Below are 23,155 nucleotides of genomic sequence, written 5' to 3'. Positions count from 1 at the left end.
TTCACCTCATGGGCAATTGCCGTGAACACGATCGAACTCGCCAACCTCTATCGCAGCTACATTGCCTGCCTGAATAAACAGGACTGGGCCGATCTGGGACGGTTCGTCGACGACGACGTGCACTACAACGGTCGGCGCATCGGCCTCTCCGGGTATCGCGAGATGCTGGAGAGGGACTTTCGTGAAATTCCGGACCTTCATTTCAACATTCAATTGTTGATGTCCGATCCGCCTCATATAGGTAGCCGGCTCGGCTTCGCCTGTACGCCAAAGGGGACGTTTCTTGGCCTCCCGGTCAACGGGAAGCGGGTCTCGTTCACGGAGAATGTGTTCTATCAATTCCGGGACGGCAAGATCCAGCAGGTCTGGTCGGTGATCGATAAGGCGGCCATCGAAGCACAGCTCGATTCCAATGGCACGGCTTGAGCCGTGGAATATCGAGCGGTTGACATCGTCTCTGTGGACTTCTGCCTTTGCGCCACGGCCGTGCCCGGCCGTAGCGTGTGGTTTCATCTTCAGCCGCGCTTCGGCAGCTTCCAGTCGGGCCGGACGAAGTGGCACGTGTATCCGTTGGGAATGCGTTCCAGATAGTCCTGATGTTCCGGCTCGGCTTCCCAGAACGGACCCGCGGGAGCGATCTCGGTGACGACCTTGCCGGGCCACAGATCGGATGCTTCGACGTCGGCGACGGTGTTCTCGGCCACGCGCTTCTGGTCGTCGTCGAGATAGAAAATTGCGGAGCGGTAGCTCGTTCCCACGTCGTTGCCCTGGCGGTTCTTCGTGGTCGGGTCGTGGATCTGGAAGAAAAACTCCAGGATCTGGCGATAGCTGATCTGGCGCGGGTCGAACACGACCTCGAGCGCCTCCGCGTGGGTGCCGTGGTTGCGGTAAGTGGCGTTGGGCACGTCGCCGCCGGTGTAGCCCACGCGCGTGGACAGCACGCCGGGATAGCGCCGCAGCAGGTCTTGCATACCCCAGAAGCAGCCGCCGGCCAGGAGGGCGGTTTCGGTTTGCGTCGTCATTTTCGATCCTTTTCGTCAGTGGCGCCGCGCCACTCGCTGGTGGTCGGTTCGCCGTTTGTCGGAGGTGATTCCACAAGCATGCCAGAGATCGGCCTGGCCGGGTCGCGTAGCGGCGGCCACACCGGTCCGCGCCATTCCTTTCGCCTAGACTACGAGGTACCCCGATGCGACGCGCACAACGCCGAGAAGCGAAAGATGATCCTCGATGACGACGACAGGGAGGCCGGCACCGACGCGCACGATCGCGCGCCGGGCGCTGGCATTCGAGGTGAACCGAACGGCGAGGGCGAGCGCGGCGTCTCCAGATCGGTGACGGCGTGGCTCGAACGGATCGACCCCGGCACGCATCGCCGGATCAAGGGTCTGCGGCTCGTCACCGCTTACGGTATCGCCGCCGCGCTCGGGGCTTTGCAGGACATTACGCACGGTCTGCCCGGCGCCACACTGGTCGGTTCGCTGGCCAGCAGCTTCGCACTGTGGGCCAGTGTCTCGGAAGCGCGCGTCTCGCGAGCCGAATCGAGCCGCGACCTCGCTCTCTTATGTGCCGCCGCTGCGTTCGGCGCGGCCATGTTCATCGGATTCGCCCCGCTCCTGCAGACCATCGGCAAGGCGGCTCCCGAACTGACGCTCGTGACGGGAGCCTTTCTCGTCGGCTACCTCAAGCGCTTCGGCATTCTGGGCGCGGGAGCCGGGTCCCAGATATACATTGGCCAGTTGCTGGCCTACGGTGCGCAGCTGACGCGGGTCGATCTGCCGGCGGTTGCGGTCGCGGGATTGATCGCCATGCTCGCGTCGATTGTTCCGCGCCTGCTCAGCGGCCCAGCGGAACGTCCGGCCACGACGATGCTTGCACCCGTCGATGTGCCGGGTCGCTGGAAACTCCCGGCTGAACTCATCATGGGCTTACAGGCGGCGAGCGGCTCGCTGGCCGTGGTCGCCTTGAACGAGGCGATCGGGCTCAAGGAGTCTGCCTGGGCGATCACGGCGTGCACGTACGTGGTTGCGGGCTCGGCGAGCGGCACGGCGGAACGGGTGCGCCGGCGCATTATCGGCACCTTGATCGGTGTGCCGCTGGGGCTCGTCTGCCTGCCGCTAGTCGAGCACGCGCCGTTGCTCGCCTGGGCCGCTGCGGCAGTGGCGATGATCGTCTACGCGATGGCATTGCCCAATCGCTACGACATCGCCTGCGCGGCGTTTGCCTTTACGTTGATCGTGACGTTGGCGATCGGCGGCGTGCACTCCATTTCGCTTCTTGGCGCGCGCGCCTGGGAGACGCTCCTCGGCGGGGCATTTGGACTGCTCGCGGCGAAGTTCATCTTTCCGCTGCGATCCTGATACCGGGACCATCGAGCGAACACCCGCATGCTTACGACCCCAGCCGGTAGTGGCCATATGGCGTCGGCATGCCGGTTCGCAGCACGCCGGCGGGCGCGCCCTGCTGTCCGGTCGCTGCTATGGACGAACAGTCTTGCGTGCTAGGTACAAATGGATTTCAGCGAGGGCCGGCCGCGTTATGTGCGGCGCTAACGCTGTCTACTTCCGGCTTTCCGCCGATGCCATCCTGAAGACCGAGATGCCCTCCATCGGGTCCAGTGTTTCGCGCCAGGGCGCGAGCTTCAGCAAGCGGGCCGTGTCCTCATAACCGGCGCGCCAGCGCCGCTCGATGCCCGCCGACGAAAAATCGATATCGCGGTTCAGGTCGTCGTTATCGAATGCCGGTGCGTCGAGTTCCAGCACTTGCATCGTCGTGCCGCAACCCCAGTCGAGGAGTTCCCGCACCGCCGGCGCATTGCGTTGTTCTTCGGGCAGATGCTGGCCGAGCTCGCGAATCACGTGACGAAGGCGGTGAATCTGCTTCTGTCGATCGAGATGGCTTTCCGCGCGGCTCGAATACTGAATGTCGCGTTGCCGGCTCATCACCTGCAGGATCGATTCGGGCTCCGGACCGCTGGAGGGCCACAACTGCACCGAAAAAATCACCGAGTCGCGCCGCGGCCGGTCGTCGAGTACGGCTTCGAGCGGCGTGTTCGAATAGATGCCACCGTCCCAGTACGATTCGCCTTCCAGTCGCACCGCCGGGAAGCCGGGCGGAAAAGCGGCGGAGGCCATTACATGCTCGACGTCCAGCGGCGCGTCGCGATTGGTGAAGTACCGCATGCGTCCACTGCGGACATTGACTGTGCCCACCGTTAGCCGCGTGGTCTTCTGATTCAGGTAGTCGAAATCGATTAGCGAGGACAAGGTTTCGCGCAGCGGTCCTGTCGAATAGAACGCCGCCTGATCGGAGCGAACCCGCGCCTGAATTCCCGCCCAGCTTTGCAACTGCGGGGTGAAGAACGACGGTACGCCTTGAGTGACCGTGGCGACGTCGCGCAGCCAGGTCGCGAGTCCCGGCAACCAGTTCGCCGCCTCGAGGCCATGACATGCCACGCCACTCCAGAACTGCGTCAGGCGCACCATTCGGTTCCCGGGCGGATTGCCGGCGATGATCGCGCCGTTAATCGCGCCGATCGACGTGCCGATTACCCAGTGAGGTTCGACCTGACCGTCATGAAGTGCCTGATATACCCCCGCCTGATAAGCGCCGAGGGCGCCGCCTCCCTGGAAGACCAGGACGATCTGGCCGGGAATGTCCGGTGCGGTACCCGGCCCGTCGGCTGTGTTGGTCTGGCGTTCGACATGCGTCTTGTTGCCCATGACAAGCCTCCGGGACAAATACTGCGGTGCCGCCGATTTTGCCACGGTATGGCCGGCGTAACGGTAGAGCCGGTTCGTGTCCGGCGGCGACGGCATGCGAGGTATCCGTGGCGCCGGACGTGGCGATCCACACTATCGCCGCCAATGGCGAATTTAGTCAACGCTTCCTTAATCAGCGCATTGATAACGACTTGTTATTCGAAGCCTTGCATTCGGGTAATCAGCTAATGCTGCTGTTCTGATCGCGTGTTGTTTTTTTGATTAGCGATGCTAGACTTCCTGAGCGAACAGACACGAAAACGTTCCGCGGCAACCGGCCATTGCCTTCTGACCTCAGTGCAGGGCGTTGGACATCGAATTGACATACCGCTAGAAAAACAAGGAGCACGTATGCATCGGTTGGCGAGAAAATCCGCACGCAGTCACTGGCATTACGCCGATCAGGCAGCATGTCGCCGCCCACTTCCTTCAGGCTTGTGTAGTTAACGCGGTTGGTTAAAACGCGTGGTCACGCGCCGCGAGTGACCGGCTAACGGCACCACTCTCCACGTTCTTCGCCTTGCCCGAACCGCAAGCGGATTGATCGGCGGGCGAGCCTGCCGTCGAGAGCACGCCTGTTGCGGACGCGAAGCTGACGCATCAGCGCAGTTTCAATAGTGTTGACAGACGGCCCCGGAGTTCAAAGTCTCCGGAGCGGTCCGATTGCGTCTCGACGCCCGCGCCATACGGCCGCGGAGATTTGCCGACGGAGATCAGGATGACAGAACGGTCGCACGTCTTTGCCGCTTGCCTCTTACTGACAGCCTTCGCGATGCTCACCGGGTGCCATGAAAAGCAGGCGCCCGAAGCCGTGCGAGCACCAGTCAATGTCGACGTGGTCGCCGTTGCGTTGCGCGATGTGCCGGTCGTGTTCGACTACGTCGGCCAGACAGAAAGCTCGCAGCAGGTCGAGATACGCGCGCGCGTCAATGGTTTCCTGGAGAAGCGCGTCTATCAGGAAGGCTCGATGGTCCATCAAGGCGACGTGATGTTCGTGATGGATCGCAAACCTTTCGAAGCAAGTCTGGACGCCGCGCGTGCAGAGTTCGCCCAGCAGAAGGCCCGCCTCGATACCGCGCAGGCGAATCTCAACCGGGTGCGTCCGCTCGTCGCGAAGAACGCGCTGAGCCAGAAAGACCTCGACGATTCGATTGGCCAGCAGGAAGCTGCCGCCGCGGCGCTCGAACAGGCACGCGCGAACGTCACGAGCGCGAACCTGAATCTCGGCTACACGACGATCACGGCGCCTGTCACCGGGCTGTCGAGCTTCGCGAAGAAGCAGGACGGCTCGTATATCGATTCGACCAATAGCCTGCTGACCTATGTCGCGAAGCTCGATCCCATGTGGATCAATTTCTCGTTGTCCGAGAACGAGATGCTGCAGTTGCGCGCGCAGACCACCAACGGCACGCTGAAGCTGCCGCAGGTGGGCGATCTCGAAGCGGTCATCGTACTTGCCGACGGCAGCATCTATCCGCAACGTGGCCACATTGCATTCAGGGACGCGTCGCTCAGTTCCGAAACCGGCACCTATCTGATTCGTGCGGCAGTGGCCAACCCTGCTGGCGCGTTGCGGCCCGGACAGTTCGTGCGGATCAAGCTGCTCGGCGCCGAACGCGCCGCGGCGGTCGCCGTGCCGCAAGGCGCGGTCATGCAGGGGCCGCGCGGCGAATACGTGTGGACCATCGACAAGGACAACAAAGCCCAGCAACGCGCGATCGAAGCGGGCGAGTGGAACGGCAACGACTGGGTCGTCAAATCCGGCCTGCGCGTGGGCGATCGCGTCGTGATCGACAACGCATTGCGGCTGATGCCCGGCGCGCCGGTCAATGCGCATGTCGTGCCGCTGCCGGCTGCGAGCGTGAATATCGCCGGTTTGTCGAACGGCGCCGCGGGACAAGCCAACAACGGTGGCAACCCGGCAAGCGCAAGCGGTCAGGCTGGCGCGAGTAGCGTATCGGGCAATGTGAACGGCGCTGCCGCAGCGGGTTCCGCTGGCGCTTCAGGCAATGCGGGCGTTCAGGCGAACAGCGCGCCGGGTACGACGCGCAGTGAATCGGCCGCGTCTTCCGGACAGACAGCGGTGTTCTTTGCCGTTGGTAGCGCGAGCCTCGATCCGCAGTCCGCCGAAGCGCTCGCCGGCGTCGCGCGGCGCTTGCTCGCCGCGCCTGGTTCGCGCGCCGTGATTTCCGGCTACACCGATTCCAGCGGCACCTATGAAGCGAACGTCAAGCTCGCCGCCGCGCGCGCCGCGACAGTCCGTTCAGCGCTGGTCGTCGCGGGTGTCGACGTCGCGCGTATCGACATGCGCCGTCCCGCGCGCATCGTGGCAAGCGACGCGCCTGACAGGTCGCGCCGTGTCGACGTCACCCTCGCGCCGTCGACGGGGGGCTGATCGATGAAGTTCGCCCATTTTTTTATCGACCGGCCGATCTTCGCGTCGGTGCTGTCGATCATCCTCGTGGTGGCCGGCATCGTCGCGATGTTCAACCTGCCGATCGCGCAGTTTCCCGATATCGCGCCGCCGACCATCACCGTAAGCGCGACCTATCCGGGCGCGAGCGCGGAGGTCGTCGCGCAGAATGTCGCGGCGCCGCTCGAACAGCAGGTGAACGGCGCGGACAACATGATGTACATGAACTCGTCCAGCTCGTCGACCGGCAATATGACGTTGACGGCGTACTTCAACATCGGCACGGACCCGTCGCTGGCGCAGGTGGATGTGCAGAATCGCGTGAATCTGGCACTGCCCACGCTGCCCGATTCGGTAACGGCGCAGGGCGTCTCGGTGCAGAAGCGTTCGTCGGCATTCATGATGGTGATCGCCATCTACTCGCCGGACAACGGGTTCGACCAGTCGTACGTGGCGAACTACGCGAATGTCTATGTGCTCGATGCGTTAAAGCGTATTCCGGGCGCGAACCAGGCGTCGATATTCGGCTCGGCCGACTACGCCATGCGCATCTGGATCAAGCCTGACCGCATGGCGAAGCTCGGCATCACCGTCGCCGACGTACAACAGGCAATCAGTAACCAGAACCAGCAATTTTCCGCGGGCCGCCTCGGCCAGTCGCCGACCAGCGGGCCGGTCCAGCAGACGTTTCCGGTCGCGACCAAAGGCCGGATGACCGAGCCTGCCGATTTCGACAACATCATCCTGCGGGCGGGTTCGGGCGATGCGTCGACCGTGCGTATCAAGGACATCGGCCACGCGGAACTCGGCGCGAAAGACTACTCGCTGCGCGGGCGCTACAACGGCAAAACCGCGACGCTGATTGCCGTGTATCAGCAGCCCGGCGCCAACGCGCTGCAGGTCGCCAAACAGGTGCGCGCCACGCTCGAGCAATTGCACAAGTCCTTTCCCCCCGGCCTCAAATACGAAGTGGCGCTGGATACGACGGAGTTCGTGCAGGAATCGATCGGCGAGGTGGTTCACACATTGCGCGACGCGATCATTCTCGTGATTCTGGTCGTGTTCATTTTCCTGCAAAGTTTTCGCGCGACGCTCGTGCCGATTCTCGCGGTGCCCGTGTCGATTCTCGGCGCGTTCATCGGCATGCTGGCGTTCGGTTTTTCGATCAACATGCTGACGCTGTTCGGCATGGTGCTGGCAATCGGTATTGTCGTCGACGATGCGATCGTGGTGATCGAGAACGTCGAGCGCAACATGACCGAGTTCGGTCTTCCGCCGAAAGAAGCGGCCAAGCACGCAATGGACGAGGTGACCGGACCGGTCATCGCGATCGTGCTCGTACTGCTCGCAGTGTTTATTCCCGTGGCGTTTCTGTCCGGCATTACGGGGCAGTTGTACAAACAGTTCGCGGTGACGATCGCCGTTTCCGTGGTGTTGTCGGGCATCGTTGCGCTGACGCTTTCGCCCGCGCTTGCCGCGATTCTGCTCAAGCCCGGCACGCACAGGAAGAACCGCTTCTTTCTCTGGTTCAACGATCGTTTCGACAGGCTGACCCAAGGCTATGGGCGCGCCGTGCAACTCGCGATCCGGCGCGTCGCGCTGTCGATCCTGCTGATCGTCGCGATGGTGGCCGCGACCGCGGGGCTATTCAAACACATTCCGTCGTCCTTCCTGCCCACCGAGGACCAGGGCTATCTGCTCGGCGCGGTGGTACTGCCCGATGCCGCGAGCCTCGACCGTACCGGTGAGCTCTCGCAGCGCGCGGAACAATGGTTCGCGAAGCAGCCGGCCGTGAAGTCCGTTGCCGCGCCGATCGGCTACAGCCTGATCGACTCGCAGTACAAGTCGAATGCGGGCACGCTATTCATCACGCTCAAGGGCTTCAGCGAACGTGGCGAAAACGGCACTGCGCAAGACCTGATCCGCGATGCCAATAAGGCGTTTGCCGGCTACAAGGACGGCGTGGTGGTCCCGCTGAATCCGCCGTCCATTCCGGGTCTCGGCACGACTGGCGGTTTCGAGTTCTGGTTGCAGAGCACCGGCGACGGCAGCTATCAGAATCTGGAGGAAAAGGTGCGCGCGTTCATTGCGAAGGCGCGTCAGAACCCGGCGCTGCGCGGCGTGAACTCGACCATTAACACGAATTCGCGGCAATTGCTCGTCGAGGTCGACCGGGAGCGGGCGGAATCGCTCGGCGTGCCGGTGCAGGATATCTACTCCGCGCTGCAGACCATGTTCGGCTCGTCGTACGTGAGCCAATTCCCCAAGAGCAGCCGGCTCTTCCAGGTGATCGTGCAGGCCGAGCCGCAATACCGGACGCAGCCGGACGACATCCAGCAACTCTATGTGCGCAACCGCAGCGGCGACATGGTGCCGATCAAGGCGGTCACGACTTTCCGCTTCGTGCCGGGCGCGGACATCGTCACGCGCTTCAATAACTTTCCCGCCGCGAAGATCACCGGTGATTCCGCGCCGGGACACAGTTCGGGCGAATCCATCGCCGCGATGGAGCAGATCGCGCAGGAAGTGCTAGGCGAAGGCTACGGCTATGCGTGGAGCGGTCAGGCTTATGAGGAAAAGCAGGCCGGCTCGACCGCGATCCTCGTGTTCGGTTTCGCCTTGCTGATGGTGTTCCTGATCCTTGCGGCGCAATACGAAAAGTGGTCGCTGCCGATCGGTGTCCTGCTTGCGGTGCCGTTTGCACTATTCGGCGCGCTCATCGGCATTCTTTTGCGCGGCATGGAAGACGACGTGTACTTTCAGATCGGCCTGACCGTGCTGATCGCGCTGGCAGCCAAGAACGCGATTCTGATCTTCGAATTCGCCGTGGAGATGCGGGAGAAAGAATCGCTGAACCCCTACGACGCCGCGCTCAAAGCCGCGAAGCTGCGGCTGCGTCCGATCATCATGACCTCGCTGGCGTTCATTCTCGGCTGCGTGCCGCTGGCGATCGCGAGCGGCGCATCGGCTGCGAGCCGCCGCTCGCTCGGCACCGGCGTGATTTTCGGCATGCTCGGTGCGACCGTCATCGCCCTGTTCTTCATTCCCATGTTCTTCTGGGGGCTGGAGACGCTGTCGTCGCGAAGCAGGAAGGCGCCTGCGCCGGATGCCGGACCGCCGGTGTCGCCGGGGCCGCGGGAGGGCGGAACATGAGACGCCCGCTTTTTCGCCTTCTGCCCGCTATGTGTGCCTGCTGGTTCGCCGGCTGCACGGTCGGCCCCAATTATCAGCGGCCTGCTGTCGACACGCCGTCGTCGTTCCGCTATGCGTCGCCGGACGCCGAGGTGGTCGATCAGGGCGTGGTTCAATGGTGGAGCCAGTTCGACGATCCGGTACTCGACAGCCTGATCGAGCGCGCGCTCGTTCAGAACAGGGATCTCGCGATTGCGGCCGCTCGCGTCGACGAATTCTATGGCCGCCTGATGACGACACGTGCCGGGCTATTCCCGCAGATCGGCGCGAACTTCGCCGGCAGCCGCAGTCGCGGTGTGCCCGCGCCGGGCTTTGCGCCGACGGTCGGCAACCAGGTGCAACTGGATGTCATGGCGTCGTGGGAAATCGATCTGTTCGGCCGCTTGCGACGCATGACCGAAGCCGCGCGCGCCGATTATCTCGGCACCCAGGCCGTGCAGCAGGCAACGCGCATTGCGTTGATAGCGAGTGTGGCCACGTCGTATCTGCTGCTGCGCGATCTCGACCAGCGGCTCGACATAGCAAAGTCGACGCTGGCGAGCCGCGCCGATGCGCTCGCGCTGTTTCAGGAGCGCTTTGGCGGAGGCGTCGTATCGCAACTCCAGGTGAGCCAGGCGAAATCCGAATATGAGTCGGCGCAGGCTTCGGTGTATGCATTCCAGCAGCAGATCGCCCAGCAGGAAAACGCGCTGTCGCTGCTGCTCGGCGATAACCCGGGGCCGATTCCGCGCGGCAAACCGCTGACGCAGCTCAGCGCGCCCACCATACCGGCGGGCTTGCCGTCGTCGCTGCTCGAACGCCGGCCGGACATCCTGCAAGCCGAACAGGCGTTGGTCTCCGCGAACGCGTCGATCGGCGCGGCGCGCGCGCAGTACTTCCCGACCATTTCGCTGACGGGCGTGTTCGGCGCGGCGAGCACCGCACTCTCCGGCTTGTGGACGGGGCCGGCGCGCGTCTGGTCGTTCGCGGGCGCGATTGCGCAGCCGATCTTCACCGGTGGCGCGATCACGGGGTCGGTGCGCATCGCCGAGGCGCAGCAGCAGGAAGCCCTGTTCGGCTATGAGCAGACCATCCAGTCCGCGTTTGCGGACGTGGAAAACGCCCTGGTCGGCGTGGCGCGGGTGCGTGACCAGTTGCAGGCGACCAACCGCCAGGTCGAGGCACTTGCGCAATATGCTTCGCTCGCCCGGGATCTGTACGAGGGCGGCTACACCAGCTACCTCGAAGTGCTCGATGCCGAGCGCAGTCTGTTCGCCGCGCAACTCCAGCAGTCGCAGTTGCAGGATCTGGAGCTCGCGCAGATCGTCGCGCTATATAAGGCGCTCGGTTATGGCTGGACGGTCGACGCCGGTTCGCAGGCGCCGGCGGCCGGGTTGAACATCCTGTTTTCCGGACCTCAGGCGTTGCCGTGATCCCCTACGCCTTCGGCAGAGGGGATTTCCTGCCGCGATTGCGCGGCTTCGGTTCGACTCCCACGCGCGGATCGCGTGCCAGCACGAGCGCCGTCAGCTTCTCGGCGACGGTTTCGAACACCGGATCGTCTTGCGGTACGTAGAGCCACTTGCCGAGCACCGGATGTGGCCGCAAAGCAGGCATTTCAGCGATGAGCGTGGCGTGGCGCTCGTGCGATGTGCACACGAGCAGGCCGTTCCAGGGCGCCTCGCGATCGGCGGCAACGAGGCACAGGAGGCCGTCGATATAGGCCGCGTCGCATCCGAACATCCGCCTGCTGAAGTAGGTCGAATCGCGCTCGAACGCGTCGAAGATCCAGGCGAGCGAGTTGCGGACTGACGAAGGCATCGGCGTGAAATTCCAGGCGGCATGAGCGAAGGGGAGCGAAAGGCAGAGCACCGCGACGCCGGGGCGCGCAGCGTCAACGCGTGCAGACCACCGCCGTCAGCAACAGCGGAATGACCATGTGCACCGTGGCCGTGCTACCGGCCGCGCGCACGCGCTTCTCGACCGACTCGCTCGGCGCGGATAGCACGGCACCGTACAGCGGACCGGCGAGCGCCTGGCCGCGGCCTTTTTTGAACATCTCGTCGTCCGGTTCGTAGCCGAGCACGGCATAAACGCGAAAGCCGAACGCGGTGATGTCGCTGCCGCGCACGGGCCGAAACGCGTTGACCGAATTTGTGTCGATCCGCATGGGATTGGCTTCGATGTACTTGTCGTCGATGAGTTGCCCGATGAACTCATGAGGATGCGCCTGGCAGTCGAATTGCGCGTCTAGCGCATACGCGTGCGACGTCACCGGGTAGAGGCCGACGCTCGAGGCGAGTAGGGCAGCAACTGCTTTGAGAGGACCGGATGCCATGACTAACGTGCCTGAATTGTGGGCGTCGACAGGCTGGACGCGCGTTAGCCGTCAGTTTCTCACGTCCTCGCCGTTAGCGTACGTGCGTCAGCGAACTATGCTGCGGCAGGTCACGGTTCGGGCCGATGTCCGGCCGGCACACCGCTTGACGCGCCGGTAGCCTCGGCGGTATGCCTTACGTGCGGTTACGGAACAGTTCATCGAGTTGCGAGCCGGGCGCCGCGCCGGCAAAGCCGTCGAAGCGACCTTGAGCTAGCGACTGCGCGGCCTGCATGAACCCGCCCCATGCCGCACGGGCCAGCGCCCCGCCCACGCTGATGCGCCGCACGCCGAGCGCGGCTACGTCCTGCAGCGTGAGTGCCGAGGTTGAACCGATCAGCAGGTTGACGGGCTTCGGCGCCACGGCGGCGACCACGGCTTCGATCTGCTCGCGCGTTTGAATGCCTGGCGCATACAGGCAGTCGGCGCCGGCCGCGGCATAGGCTTTGAGGCGCGCGATCGTATCGTCCAGATCGGGCGAGCCGGCGAAGAAGTTCTCCGCCCGGCCGATCAGCAGCGTCTCGCCACCAGCTTCGTCGATGGCGCGCCGCGCTGCGCTGATCCGTTCAACGGCGACCTCGATAGGGAAAAGCGGCGCGGCGGGATTGCCGGTGGAGTCTTCGATCGACAGTCCGGCAACGCCGGTGTCGACGGCAAGCGCGACGCTCTCGGCGACTTCCGCCGGATCGCGCCCGAAGCCGTTCTCGAAGTCCGCGTTGACAGGCAGATCGATTGCTTCCACGATCTCGCGCAAATGCGCGAGGATGACATTGCGCGGCAATGTGTTGTCGGCGTGTCCGGTCGACCAGGCAAAGCCGGAACTGGTCGTGGCGAGCGCCTGGAAGCCGAGTGTCTGCAGATAGCGCGCGCTGCCGGCGTCCCACGGATTAGGCAGCACGAAACAGCCGGAGGTGTGCAACGCCTTGAAGGCGGCGCGTTTCTCGACGACGGTGCGGAACATGCGTATCTCCTGAAACGGACGAGCGTGAGGCGCCCGTGTTGTTATATGACAGCGAGGCTGGTGGACTTATCATCCGTGAAATTCGACCGGTTGTGTGCGATATACGTGGGTTCGGAAAGCCAATGCCGGCACTTGTCGAAATAGAAAATAAATTCCAAAATTATTTATTTGGCAATTATTCTTGCAAATGGGCCGGATCATCTTTTATGCTGGACGTGAAGCGCAGCCGCGACGCGGCGCGGCTCACAGGAGACAGTCGTGGAGAGGATCGAAACGCATGACGCGACACCCGGCGTGGTGGTCGAGGCACTGACGCGTGGCCCCGGCGCGGTTTGCATACGCGGGCTGTTCAGCGAAAGCCAGATTGCCGAAGCACGGCGCGTGGTGATGGCCCATTCCGAGGACCGCGCGCAAACCGTCACGCACTTCCAGGGACAGGCCGCGGAGGAACAGCGGCTTCATCTGCAGCGGCGTGTGTGGAATCTGCTCGCCAAGGGCGACGTATTCTCCGAGATGTCGGAGCAACCGGCGATCGTCGGCGCGATGCGGCGCTTTCTCGGCGACGACTTCATCATGGGCTCGATCGCGGCCAACCGCATTCTGCCCGGTGGGCCCGGCCAGGAACCGCACATCGATTACCCGTACTGGGATTACCACATGCCGGATACGTTTCCACTCGGCATCAATACATCGTTTCCGCTCAACGCGCAGGTGACGATTCCGCTCGATCCCTTTACCGCTGAGACCGGCGCGACGGCCTTCGTGCCGCACACGCAGCACGAATTGCGCTATCCGGCCGAAGGCGACCGGTTCTTCGAGCGTTGCCAACGCATGACGGCCGAGCCCGGCGATGCCATTGTGTTTTTCGGCGCAACCTGGCATTGCGCGATGCCCAATCGCAGCACGCAGGACCGCAGCGCCGTGTTGATCCAGTACCTGCCGAAATTCGTGAAGCCGATGGAAGACCTGCGCGCGATGGTCGGCGAAGATTTCGTCAAGCGGGCCAGCCCGACGATGCGTCAGTTGCTCGGCCTCAATTTTCCTTACCCGCAGAATCTCGACGAGATTGCCGTGGCGACCAATGCCGAGGGCCGCAAGAACGCGATGCGTTGAGACAGGCCGACTGCACGCGTTCGTCATGCGATAACGCACGGCGTTGGCGATCCAGGGGGGAGGCAGGTCTATGCATTTTGATCGGCGTGGGTAGCTGAATCCGCGCGCAGGGACTTCTTCGCCGCGCGAACGAACGCGACAAAATTGGCCACTACGGGATCCTCGCGTGTGGCATGCCACGCCAGTCCGACTCGCCACCGGCCGGCGGCGTCGCGCAACGGCAGCACCCTTGCGTCGCGCAACAGGTATTGCGCCCGCGAGGGTAAAAACGCCGCGCCGACGCCTGCCGCCACGCCGACGAGTACCGACTGGATGTCGTCGGCCTGCTGGATCACATTGGGCACGAAGCCATGGTCACCGCACCAGTGGTCGATCTGCGCTGCCAGTCCGGGGCCGCGTCCGCGTGACAGCGCGATGAAGCCGGGCTCGTTCAATTCCTTCAGATTCGACGGAACGCGTTTCCAGCGCGCGTGCTGCGGTATCGCCAATGCCAGTGCCTCGTCGAGTATCGGCAACGTGGACAAGCCTGCGTCGGCCGGCAAGCGCAGGAAGCCGACGTCGAGCTTGCCGGTGAGAAGCCTCCGGGTTTGCTCCGCCGAAGAAAGGTCGTTGAGGGTGACGCTGACATTCGGATGGAGCTTGCGGAATTGGGCGATCAGTTGCGGCACCTCGTTCAGGGTCGAGAGTCCAAGACCGACGCGCAGATAGCCGCGCGTTCCGCTGCTCGCCTCGCGGGCACGCGCGAGGATATTGTCCGCGTCGCGGACCAGGGCCTCTGCGTCGGCAAGAAACGTTTCGCCGAAGACCGTCAGTTCCGCACCGTGCCGGCCGCGCTCGAACAGGCGCGCGCCAAGGCTCGCTTCCAATGCCACGATCTGCTTGCTCAGAGCGGGCTGGCTGACGTAGAGCGCTTCTGCGGCGTGGCCAAAGTGCCGGAGTTCAGCGACGGTCAGAAAGGCGCGCAGTAATTTCAGTTCCATTCCACGAAGTGATTGAATGCATAGAATTTTTCATTTTACTTATCGAAGGGCGGGCGGTCCAATGGAGTCGTTCCATCCATCCGGTCGTGAAGATGTCGCTCCCCGCTGTTCCATCGCTTCGCGTCGCAGCCGTCCCGCTCGTTTCACGTCCCGGCGACGCGCCGCATAACGTTGCGCGCATTGCGGATTGCCTCGCGCTTGCCGCGCAGGAAGAAATCGTCCTCGCGGTATTTCCGGAGACCTGTATCGGCGGCTATGAAAGCGTGACGAAGCTTCATCGCGCCGAGCTCGATGCGCTTGCAGAACCGCTCGACGGACCGTCGGTCAGCGCGGTTGCCGACGCAGTCGAACGCTTTGGCGTGGCGGCCGGCGTCGGCTTTATCGAGCGGGCGGCCGACGGGCGTCTGTTCAACAGCTACGCCGTTTGCCTGCCCGGCGGGGCGCGGCATTGCCACCGCAAGCTGCATGCGTTCGAGCATCGGCGGATCAGCAGCGGCGATCGGTTCACCGTGTTCGATACGGCGTGGGGCGTTCGCGTCGGCATCCTGATCGGCGGCGACAATTGTCTGGTCGAGAACATGCGTATGACGGCGCTGATGGGCGCGACGCTGCTGCTCGCGCCGCATCGCAGCGACGGCGTGGACCGTACCGGAGGCCGCCCGACGCAGCCGGTTTCGATGGAGCAATCGATGCGATGCTGGCTGCCGGCGCGAGCAGCCGACAACGGCATGTTCGTTGTCTGCAGCGAAGGATTGGAAGTCGCTGGCCTTGAACGGTCGGGTGGGGCAGGGATGATCGTCGATCCGTGCGGTCGCGTGCTCGCCGAACGCGGTACGCAAGACGCACTCGTTTCCGCCTGTCTGGAGACGGGGCTGATCGACGGAAGTGCTGGGCGGCAATGGCTGCTGGCCCGCCGGCCGGAACTCTATGGCTTGCTGACCCGATTCGGCCATCGTGCGACGGATTTCGAGCCACGCAGCGTCTCGTCCCGAGGCGGAATCGCGATCAGTTTCGCGCAGGTCAGTCGCGACCGGCCGATACGGTAGCGTTCGTCAAGCAACGCTAACGGAAAATCTCGGCGATGAGGTTGGCGACGGTCCGGATTCGCTCGCTGTCGCGCAGAGCCGGATGCAACACCATCCACACGTCCTGATCCAGCGCCTTGATATGTTTCTCCACGCAGACGAGGTCGCTCGTCGTGTCGCCAGCCAACTGGGCAAGGACACCGAGCCCGGAGCCACCCAGAACGCCGTCGAATACGCCCATGCCATAGCTGCTGCGAAGCGAAGGCGCCGGAGCGCCCGGCAGCGCTTTCAGCCATTGTGTGGCCGGATGGTCAGGCTGCCGGTCGTCATAGCCGACGAACGAAAGCTTGTCCCATTCCTTCTTCATGATCGCCGCCCTGTGGCGAAGATAATAATCGCGCGAGCCGAATAGCCCGAAGCGAATCCGCCCGATCCGCCGAACATACAGATCGCCCTCTTCCGGGCACTCGGACCAGAGGGCGATGTCCGCCTCGCGCCGCGCAAGGCTGTAGGGGCGGCGCGAAGTCAGCACTTCGATTGCGAGGCCGGGCAGCCTGTCCTGAAACGAGCCGAGCAGCTTCAGCAGAATGTACGACGGCCATTCGACGGCGTTGATCCGCACCGTGCCGTGCGCGGCCGAGCCGCCGTTCACGTCCGCGGCGCGTTCAATCTGGTGAGCCAGGTTTTCCATCTGCTCCGCCCAGGCCAGCACCCGCGCGCCGAACGCGGTCACGGTGCAACCCGACGGCACCCGGTCGATCAGCGGTTCGCCGAGCCGTCTTTCCAGCTCGGTAAGGCGGCGCGACAGGGTCGGCGCGCTCAGGTCGCACGCCGCCGCGGCCGATCGCATCGTTCCCTCACGGGCGATGGCCACCAGAATCCGAAGGTCGTCCCAGTCGACGTGTTCCATTTTTGAAACGATAGGTTTTGAAATTTGGCATAGCATAACGCAGTTCGCGGGGATAGGATTGGATCTGGCCATACCTGCCCGGCATCACGCGAGAAGACCCGCAAGATCCGGCGAGGCGTGGCAAGTGCGGCGTTCCTGCCCATCACACGACTCAACGGCTCTCAGTAGACCGAACGAGCGATACGGAGACAACAATGATTCGCCATTTCCAACCGGCGCGGCGTCGCGCCATCGCAGCCGGCGCGGCCTTCCTCGCCGTGTCGATTTTGCCGATGCCCGCGGCATTCGCCCAGGCTGCCCATAAACCGAAAGTCGCGCTTGTCATGAAGTCGCTGGCGAACGAATTTTTCCTGACCATGGAAACGGGCGCCAAGGATTATCAGAAGCAGAATCCGGCGAAATTCGACCTGGTGACGAACGGCATCAAGGACGAGACGGACACCGCGAACCAGATCCGCATTGTCGAGCAGATGATCGTCTCGAAGGTCGATGCTCTGGTGATCGCGCCGGCCGACTCCAAGGCACTGGTGCCGGTTCTGAAGAAAGCGGTCGATGCCGGCATCATCGTGGTCAATATCGACAACAAGCTGGACGACGAGGTTCTCAAGTCGAAAGCGCTGAATATCCCGTTCGTCGGGCCGGATAACGCGAAGGGCGCTCAGAAGGTCGGCGATTACCTGGCCAAACACCTGAAGTCGGGCGACAACGTCGGCATTATCGAAGGTGTCACGACCACGACCAACGCGCAGCAACGCACCGCCGGCTTCAGGCAGGCCATGCAGTCGGGCGGCATGAAGGTCGTCGCGCTGCAATCGGGCGAGTGGGAAATCGACAAGGGCAATGCCGTGGCCAGCCAGATCCTCAACGCGAACCCGGACGTCAAGGCCTTGCTGTGCGGCAACGACAACATGGCGATCGGCGCCGTATCGGCGGTACGCGCGGCGGGCAAGCAGGGCAAGGTGCAGGTGGTGGGCTACGACGACATCAACGCGATCAAGCCCATGCTCGCCGACGGCCGCGTGCTCGCCACCGCGAATCAATATGCCGCGAAGCAGGCGGTGTTCGGCATCGACACGGCTTTGAAGGCGCTCTCCGAACACAAGAAGCAGTCTGAATTGTCCGGCGTCGTTGAAACACCGGTCGATCTGGTCACCAAGTGAGATTGGTGCAACGCGTGGCCCGCTTCGTCCAGGGGCCACGCGCCTGATTTACGTCCAGCCTGATCATTCTGATGTCCACTCCCATTCCGTCCCTTGCTGACGCACCGCCCGTGCTGTGTGTTCACGGCATCGGCAAGACCTATGCCGAGCCCGTGCTCGCCGACGTATCGCTGGAACTGCGCGCGGGCGAGGTGCTGGCGTTGACCGGCGAAAACGGCGCGGGCAAGAGCACCCTGTCCAAGATCGTCGGCGGTCTCGTCACGCCCACTGCCGGTTCGATGAACCTGGGCGGCGCGGCCTACGCGCCTGCCAGCCGCAAGGACGCCGAGGCGCTCGGCGTGCGCATGGTCATGCAGGAACTGAACCTTCTGCCGACTCTCTCGGTGGCGGAGAACCTCTTTCTGAACCGTTTGCCGCGCAACCTGGTCGGCTGGATCGACCGCGCGAGGCTGCGCGAGAACGCGCGGCACGCCATGGCGCAGGTCGGTCTCGACGCAATCGATCCCGACACGCTGGTGGGTACGCTGGGTATCGGGCATCAACAGATGGTCGAGATCGCGCGGAATCTGATCGGCGACTGCCGCGTACTGATTCTCGACGAGCCCACCGCGATGCTGACCGCCCGCGAAGTCGATCTGCTGTTCGAGCAGGTCGAGCGGCTCAAGGCGCGCGGTGTGGCGCTGGTGTACATCTCACACCGGCTGGAAGAATTGAAGCGTATCGCGCGGCGCGCCGCCGTGTTGCGCGACGGCCGGCTCGTGCACGTCGACGAGATGGCCAATCTCTCGACCGACCGTCTCGTGACCCTGATGGTAGGGCGCGATATCGGCGACAGGATCGACCTCGGCGAGCGGCGCATCGGCGAGGTGGCGTTCAAGGTCAGCGGCATGACGCGCGAGCCGGTGGTGCGCGACGTGTCCTTCGAAGTCAGGGCCGGCGAGATTTTCGGCATCAGCGGGCTGATCGGCGCCGGCCGCACTGAACTGATGCGGCTCATTTACGGCGCGGACCGCGCTGACGCCGGCAGCGTCTCGCTCGGGCGTGAAGGTGGCACACCTGAACCGGTGGCGATTGCCTCGCCGTCGGACGCCGTGAAGCACGGTATCGCGCTGATCACGGAAGATCGCAAAGGCGAGGGGCTTCTGCTGACCCAGCCCATTGCCGCCAACATTTCGCTGGGGCACTTGCGCGCGGTGTCGAGCAAGGGTGTGGTGGATGGGCGTCGCGAGGCGGCGCTGGCACGTCAGCAGATCGACGCCATGCGCATCCGCAGCGCGGGGCGGCACAGCCGGTGTCGGAACTGTCGGGCGGCAACCAGCAGAAAGTGGTGATCGGCCGGTGGCTTGCACGCGATGCACAGTGCTGCTGTTCGATGAACCGACGCGCGGCATCGACGTCGGTGCGAAGTTCGATATCTATGCATTGATGGGCGCGCTGGCTCGCGAAGGCCGTGCTCTCGTGGTCGTATCGAGCGATCTGCGCGAATTGATGGCGATTTGCGACCGGATCGGGGTGATGTCGGCGGGACGGATGGCGGGCCTGTTCGAGCGCGGCAACTGGACCCAGGACGCGCTGCTGGCGGCAGCATTCGCGGGTTACGCGAAGCGCGATGACCTGCTGCACGAACCGATCGAACCCGACGCCAAAGCGCCCGCCGAAAGCAAATTAGTGGAGTATTGAGCATGACCGTAGAAACCAGCCTGCCTACGCTGCAGAACGAGCCACCGAAAAACGCGAAGCCGCTCGGCACGCGTCTCGGATTGTCGAATTACCTCGGACTGCTCGGTGCGCTTCTTGGAATGATCGTGCTGTTCTCGCTGCTGAGTTCGCACTTCCTGACCTACGACACGTTCAGCACGATCGCGAACCAGATTCCCGATCTCGTCGTGATGTCGATCGGCATGACCTTCGTGCTGATCATTGCCGGCATCGATCTGTCGGTCGGCTCGGTGCTGGCGCTTGGCGCCGCGCTGACGAGCGTCGCGGCCTTGCAGTGGCATTGGCCGGCGTTGCCCGCGGCCTTGCTCGGCATGGCGGGCGCGACCTTGACCGGTTGCGTGACCGGTGCGATCACCGTGGCCTGGCGGATTCCGTCGTTCATCGTGTCGCTCGGCGTGCTGGAGGCGGCGCGTGGTCTCGCGTATCAACTGACCAACTCGCGCACGGCTTATATCGGCGACGCGTTTGATTTTCTCTCCAATCCCGTTGCGTTCGGCATCTCGCCGGCGTTCATCATCGCCATTGTGGTGATGGTCGCCGCGCAGTTCGTGCTGACGCGCACGGTTTTCGGCCGCTATCTGGTCGGCATTGGCACGAATGAGGAAGCGGTACGCCTTGCAGGCGTCAATCCGCGGCTCTACAAGATCGCGGTATTCGCGATGATGGGTCTGCTGGCCGGCCTTGCTTCGCTGTTCCAGATTTCCCGGCTCGAAGCCGCGGACCCGAATGCCGGACAGGGTATCGAATTGCAGGTGATCGCGGCGGTGGTGATCGGCGGAACGAGTTTGATGGGCGGGCGCGGTTCGGTGACGAGCACTTTTTTTGGCGTGTTGATCATTTCGGTGCTCGCCGCAGGGCTCGCGCAGATCGGCGCGACGGAGCCGACCAAGCGCATTATCACGGGAGCCGTCATTGTCGTGGCCGTCGTGTTGGATACTTATCGAAGCCGGCGTCGCACCGGATAATTGGATTGGTGGTGTGAAGGGGTGGTGACAGGAGAAAATGAAAGTGTCGAAAGAAACGAAGCAGGGCCGGGTTCTGGTAGTGGGTAGCATCAATACGGATCTTGTGGCCCGCGCGCCGCATCTGCCGCGCCCTGGCGAAACGATTGGCGGACATGAGTTCTCGCAGGTTGCAGGGGGCAAGGGCGCGAACCAGGCTGTCGCGGCCGCGCGCATCGGTGCGCAGGTGGCCATGATCGGCTGCGTCGGGAGCGACGCGAATGGCGCGCAGCGGGTCAAGGATCTGGAAGTGGAAGGTATCGACTGCAGCGGGGTCGAGGTCCATCCCACCCAACCGACCGGCGTCGCTATGGTGACGGTCTCTGACGACGGACAGAATACGATCGTCGTGGTCGCGGGTAGCAACGGCGAACTCACGCCGCAGAGCGTGGCTCGCCATGAGGCGGCCATCAAGGCGTGCGACGTCGTGGTATGTCAACTCGAAACACCATGGGATTCCGTTCACGCGACGCTCGCGCTCGCCCGTCGGCTGGGCAAGACCACCGTGCTGAACCCGGCGCCGGCAACCGGGCCGCTGCCCGCGGAGTGGCTGCCGCTTGTCGACTACCTCGTGCCGAATGAAGTCGAGGCCGCCATTCTGGCCGGCCTGCCGGTCGAATCGCAAAGCGGTGCTCGGCGCGCGGCGACGGAGTTGCAACAAGGCGGCGCGCGCAATGTGATCGTCACACTTGGTGCGCAAGGGGCTTATCTTCTGGTGGAGGGCGGCGAGGGCAGACATTTTCCCGCGCCGCAAGTGCAAGCCGTCGACACCACGGCAGCCGGCGACACTTTTATCGGTGTCTTTGCCGCGCAACTCGCCTCACGGCAGCCGCTGGAAGGCGCGATCAATCTCGCGCAACGCGCGGCGGCGATTTCCGTGACGCGCGCCGGCGCGCAGCCTTCGATACCGACTCGCGCGGAAGTCGACAACGCCACCTGATGCGGATGCCCGTTGTGACATGAGGCGGTCCGTATTGCCACTTCCGGTGGCTCGACGTTGATTTATCGGCACCATCTCGCGATGGTGTTCCTTTGTCAATCACGCTCTCGAATGGACGAAACATGAAATCACAACGTGTAGGCATACTGATTGTATCATTGGGGCTGGCTTCGTGCGGAGGCGGCATATCGACCACCGATCCTCTCGCCAATGCGCCGAAGGTCATCATTGATTCAGACTTCAATACGATGGGCGACGACGGCCAGCTTTTCGCCATGACCACCCAGTTGATGGGGCAAGGCAAGGTCAATCTGCTCGGGCTCACGGTCGTTACCGGCAACGACTGGCTGCTTCAGGAAGAATCGGATGCGCTCAAGGCGGTGGAGCGCATGGGCGTGCAGAACGTGGTAGGCGTGTACGGCGGCGCGGATTATCCGTTGCAATACGATGTGGCGAGCATTCGTGCGCAGCAGGCCGCTAATCCGCAAGGCTATTTTGGTGCGTGGAGCAGGCCCGAGCCAACGCAGCAGTCCCAACTCGTGGCGCCGCCGGATGGTTTCGCCGTGTCGACGAAACTGCAGACGCAGATCGCTGCGGATTTCATGATCCAGACCATCAAGCGTTATCCGAACCAGGTCACCATTCTCGAAGTGGGGCCGCCCACCAACCTCGCCACGGCGATCATGAAGGCGCCGGAGATTGTGCCGCTGATCAAGCGGATCGTCTACATGGGCGGCGCGATGGCCGTGCCGGGCAATGCGAATGCCGTCGGGGAACTTAACTGGTGGTTTGATCCGCTTGCGGTGCGCACGGTGTTGCAGACGTCGATTCCCCAGGCCGTGATTCCGCTCGACGTGACGGATACAGTGCCGCTGACTCAAAGCGTATATGACCAGATCGTCAATAACCCCGGTAAGCAGACGGCGGTGACGAAGGCGTACGGGATTGCCAATGCGGGCGCATTCGCGAGCAATACGGATTTGTTCGACACGTTGACGATCGCGTACTTTCTTGATCCTACATACGCTACGCAGACTAAAAGTGCGTACCTGGATATCGACACTACGAGCGGCGAAGATCAGGGGCATGTGACGGTGTATCCCGATCAGCGGGCGGCGGGAGCTTCGCCGCAGAAGATCGCTTATGTTACGCAGTTCGATAACGGCAGGTTTTTTAGCCTCTATGTCGATCTGCTGACGCGGCCTGTGCCGATTATGTTGCCGTGATGTAGTGCCGTTGCTGGCGGTGAGTGTGATGCGTCACCTCGATTCCTTAAATGCGATCGCTAATGGTGCAGAACCAGCCGCAACTGAATAGTCGTTATCCGCCACCTGTCCGCGATTCGAACTACGGGATCGCGTTCGAGTGACAATGGCGGCGAATTGCTAGCTATCGGCTGATATGCCCAGCGCGGGCTTTGCCAGGGTGGACGGCGATAGGTGGCAGAATCTTAGTGATCCAGATGAAAATGTGGAAGATGAAAGTCGCGATTGTCTTTATTCATACTTAATCTTCGCGCTGAATTAACAGGTAATTGCTTCGCTTCGTGTTTACCCGATGAAAATTAAACTAACGTAAACATTGAGGATTTTCTAGACTGCTTTCTGTCGTTTCGTTCCACTGACAT

19 protein-coding genes and 1 pseudogene are annotated in these 23,155 nt (G+C 63.1%); 13 read left to right on the top strand and 7 right to left on the bottom strand.

From position 1 onward, the window contains the following. Window positions 1–21: 21 nt before the first annotated feature. Window positions 22–426, top strand: a complete 405-nt coding sequence (locus PDMSB3_RS33355; RefSeq protein ID WP_011492674.1) for an ester cyclase — start codon at window positions 22–24, stop codon at window positions 424–426. An 89-nt stretch (window positions 427–515) separates the two neighbouring features. Here PDMSB3_RS33355 and msrA read toward each other — a convergent pair whose 3' ends face one another. After that, window positions 516–1,022, bottom strand: a complete 507-nt coding sequence (gene msrA, locus PDMSB3_RS33350) for a peptide-methionine (S)-S-oxide reductase MsrA (RefSeq protein ID WP_165189183.1) — start codon at window positions 1,020–1,022, stop codon at window positions 516–518. A gap of 195 nt (window positions 1,023–1,217) precedes the next feature. Between msrA and PDMSB3_RS33345 the strand changes: the two genes are divergently transcribed. Continuing rightward, window positions 1,218–2,357, top strand: a complete 1,140-nt coding sequence (locus PDMSB3_RS33345) for an FUSC family protein (RefSeq protein WP_035516781.1) — start codon at window positions 1,218–1,220, stop codon at window positions 2,355–2,357. 198 nt (window positions 2,358–2,555) lie between these two features. Here PDMSB3_RS33345 and PDMSB3_RS33340 read toward each other — a convergent pair whose 3' ends face one another. Further along, window positions 2,556–3,719, bottom strand: a complete 1,164-nt coding sequence (locus tag PDMSB3_RS33340) for a patatin-like phospholipase family protein (protein WP_165189180.1) — start codon at window positions 3,717–3,719, stop codon at window positions 2,556–2,558. A gap of 107 nt (window positions 3,720–3,826) precedes the next feature. Between PDMSB3_RS33340 and PDMSB3_RS38255 the strand changes: the two genes are divergently transcribed. The 4 genes from PDMSB3_RS38255 (at window position 3,827) to PDMSB3_RS33325 (ending at window position 10,775) form a co-directional block, all read left to right on the top strand. After that, a complete protein-coding gene (locus PDMSB3_RS38255; protein ID WP_268738025.1) occupies window positions 3,827–3,961 on the top strand; it encodes a hypothetical protein in 135 nt (44 codons plus the stop codon). 608 nt (window positions 3,962–4,569) lie between these two features. Continuing rightward, complete coding sequence (locus tag PDMSB3_RS38345) at window positions 4,570–6,153, top strand: efflux RND transporter periplasmic adaptor subunit (RefSeq protein WP_327197052.1); 1,584 nt, start codon at window positions 4,570–4,572, stop codon at window positions 6,151–6,153. A gap of 3 nt (window positions 6,154–6,156) precedes the next feature. Next, window positions 6,157–9,324, top strand: a complete 3,168-nt coding sequence (locus PDMSB3_RS33330; protein ID WP_007178164.1) for an efflux RND transporter permease subunit — start codon at window positions 6,157–6,159, stop codon at window positions 9,322–9,324. Further along, a complete protein-coding gene (locus tag PDMSB3_RS33325) occupies window positions 9,321–10,775 on the top strand; it encodes an efflux transporter outer membrane subunit (RefSeq protein ID WP_007178163.1) in 1,455 nt (484 codons plus the stop codon). Before PDMSB3_RS33330 ends, PDMSB3_RS33325 begins: the two co-directional genes overlap by 4 nt. Before the next feature lie 4 nt (window positions 10,776–10,779). Here PDMSB3_RS33325 and PDMSB3_RS33320 read toward each other — a convergent pair whose 3' ends face one another. From PDMSB3_RS33320 to PDMSB3_RS33310, 3 genes are all read right to left on the bottom strand, one after another. After that, complete coding sequence (locus tag PDMSB3_RS33320) at window positions 10,780–11,163, bottom strand: hypothetical protein (RefSeq protein ID WP_165189174.1); 384 nt, start codon at window positions 11,161–11,163, stop codon at window positions 10,780–10,782. Between the two features lie 73 nt (window positions 11,164–11,236). After that, entirely contained in the window at window positions 11,237–11,680 is a 444-nt protein-coding gene (locus PDMSB3_RS33315) for a hypothetical protein (protein ID WP_007178161.1), read from the bottom strand. 175 nt (window positions 11,681–11,855) lie between these two features. Then, entirely contained in the window at window positions 11,856–12,680 is an 825-nt protein-coding gene (locus PDMSB3_RS33310; RefSeq protein ID WP_007178160.1) for an isocitrate lyase/PEP mutase family protein, read from the bottom strand. A gap of 258 nt (window positions 12,681–12,938) precedes the next feature. Here PDMSB3_RS33310 and PDMSB3_RS33305 point away from each other — a divergent pair, with 258 nt between their 5' ends. Further along, window positions 12,939–13,793, top strand: coding sequence for a phytanoyl-CoA dioxygenase family protein (locus tag PDMSB3_RS33305; protein ID WP_007178159.1), 855 nt, complete (start codon window positions 12,939–12,941; stop codon window positions 13,791–13,793). 68 nt (window positions 13,794–13,861) lie between these two features. Here the strand turns inward: PDMSB3_RS33305 and PDMSB3_RS33300 are convergent, their stop codons facing one another. Continuing rightward, on the bottom strand, window positions 13,862–14,773 hold the full coding sequence (locus PDMSB3_RS33300; RefSeq protein WP_165189171.1) for a LysR family transcriptional regulator: 912 nt from the start codon (window positions 14,771–14,773) through the stop codon (window positions 13,862–13,864). A gap of 92 nt (window positions 14,774–14,865) precedes the next feature. On the opposite strand from PDMSB3_RS33300, the gene PDMSB3_RS33295 reads away from it, so the two are divergent. Beyond that, window positions 14,866–15,819 (top strand): nitrilase-related carbon-nitrogen hydrolase, encoded by a 954-nt coding sequence (locus tag PDMSB3_RS33295; RefSeq protein WP_007178157.1) that lies wholly within the window; start codon window positions 14,866–14,868, stop codon window positions 15,817–15,819. Window positions 15,820–15,835: 16 nt separating this feature from the next. Here PDMSB3_RS33295 and PDMSB3_RS33290 read toward each other — a convergent pair whose 3' ends face one another. Next, window positions 15,836–16,780, bottom strand: coding sequence for a LysR family transcriptional regulator (locus tag PDMSB3_RS33290; RefSeq protein ID WP_232064382.1), 945 nt, complete (start codon window positions 16,778–16,780; stop codon window positions 15,836–15,838). 122 nt (window positions 16,781–16,902) lie between these two features. Here PDMSB3_RS33290 and PDMSB3_RS33285 point away from each other — a divergent pair, with 122 nt between their 5' ends. The 5 genes and pseudogenes from PDMSB3_RS33285 (at window position 16,903) to PDMSB3_RS33265 (ending at window position 22,754) form a co-directional block, all read left to right on the top strand. After that, window positions 16,903–17,868 carry a sugar ABC transporter substrate-binding protein gene (locus PDMSB3_RS33285; protein ID WP_007178155.1) on the top strand — a complete coding sequence of 322 codons (966 nt, stop codon included), beginning with the start codon at window positions 16,903–16,905 and terminating at the stop codon, window positions 17,866–17,868. A gap of 71 nt (window positions 17,869–17,939) precedes the next feature. Further along, window positions 17,940–19,548, top strand: a pseudogene (locus tag PDMSB3_RS33280) (sugar ABC transporter ATP-binding protein). Between the two features lie 2 nt (window positions 19,549–19,550). Then, the gene (locus PDMSB3_RS33275; protein WP_007178153.1) at window positions 19,551–20,552 is read left to right on the top strand and encodes an ABC transporter permease; all 1,002 of its coding nucleotides are present in this window, start codon (window positions 19,551–19,553) and stop codon (window positions 20,550–20,552) included. 37 nt (window positions 20,553–20,589) lie between these two features. Beyond that, complete coding sequence (rbsK, locus tag PDMSB3_RS33270; RefSeq protein WP_035516776.1) at window positions 20,590–21,528, top strand: ribokinase; 939 nt, start codon at window positions 20,590–20,592, stop codon at window positions 21,526–21,528. A 122-nt stretch (window positions 21,529–21,650) separates the two neighbouring features. Next, window positions 21,651–22,754 carry a nucleoside hydrolase gene (locus PDMSB3_RS33265; RefSeq protein WP_007178151.1) on the top strand — a complete coding sequence of 368 codons (1,104 nt, stop codon included), beginning with the start codon at window positions 21,651–21,653 and terminating at the stop codon, window positions 22,752–22,754. Window positions 22,755–23,155 lie beyond the last annotated feature (401 nt).

It is taken from the genome of Paraburkholderia dioscoreae (genome assembly GCF_902459535.1).
Taxonomy (GTDB): domain Bacteria; phylum Pseudomonadota; class Gammaproteobacteria; order Burkholderiales; family Burkholderiaceae; genus Paraburkholderia; species Paraburkholderia dioscoreae.
Note: the sequence above shows the minus strand (reverse complement) of the source record. Positions and strands in the feature narration are given on the sequence as shown.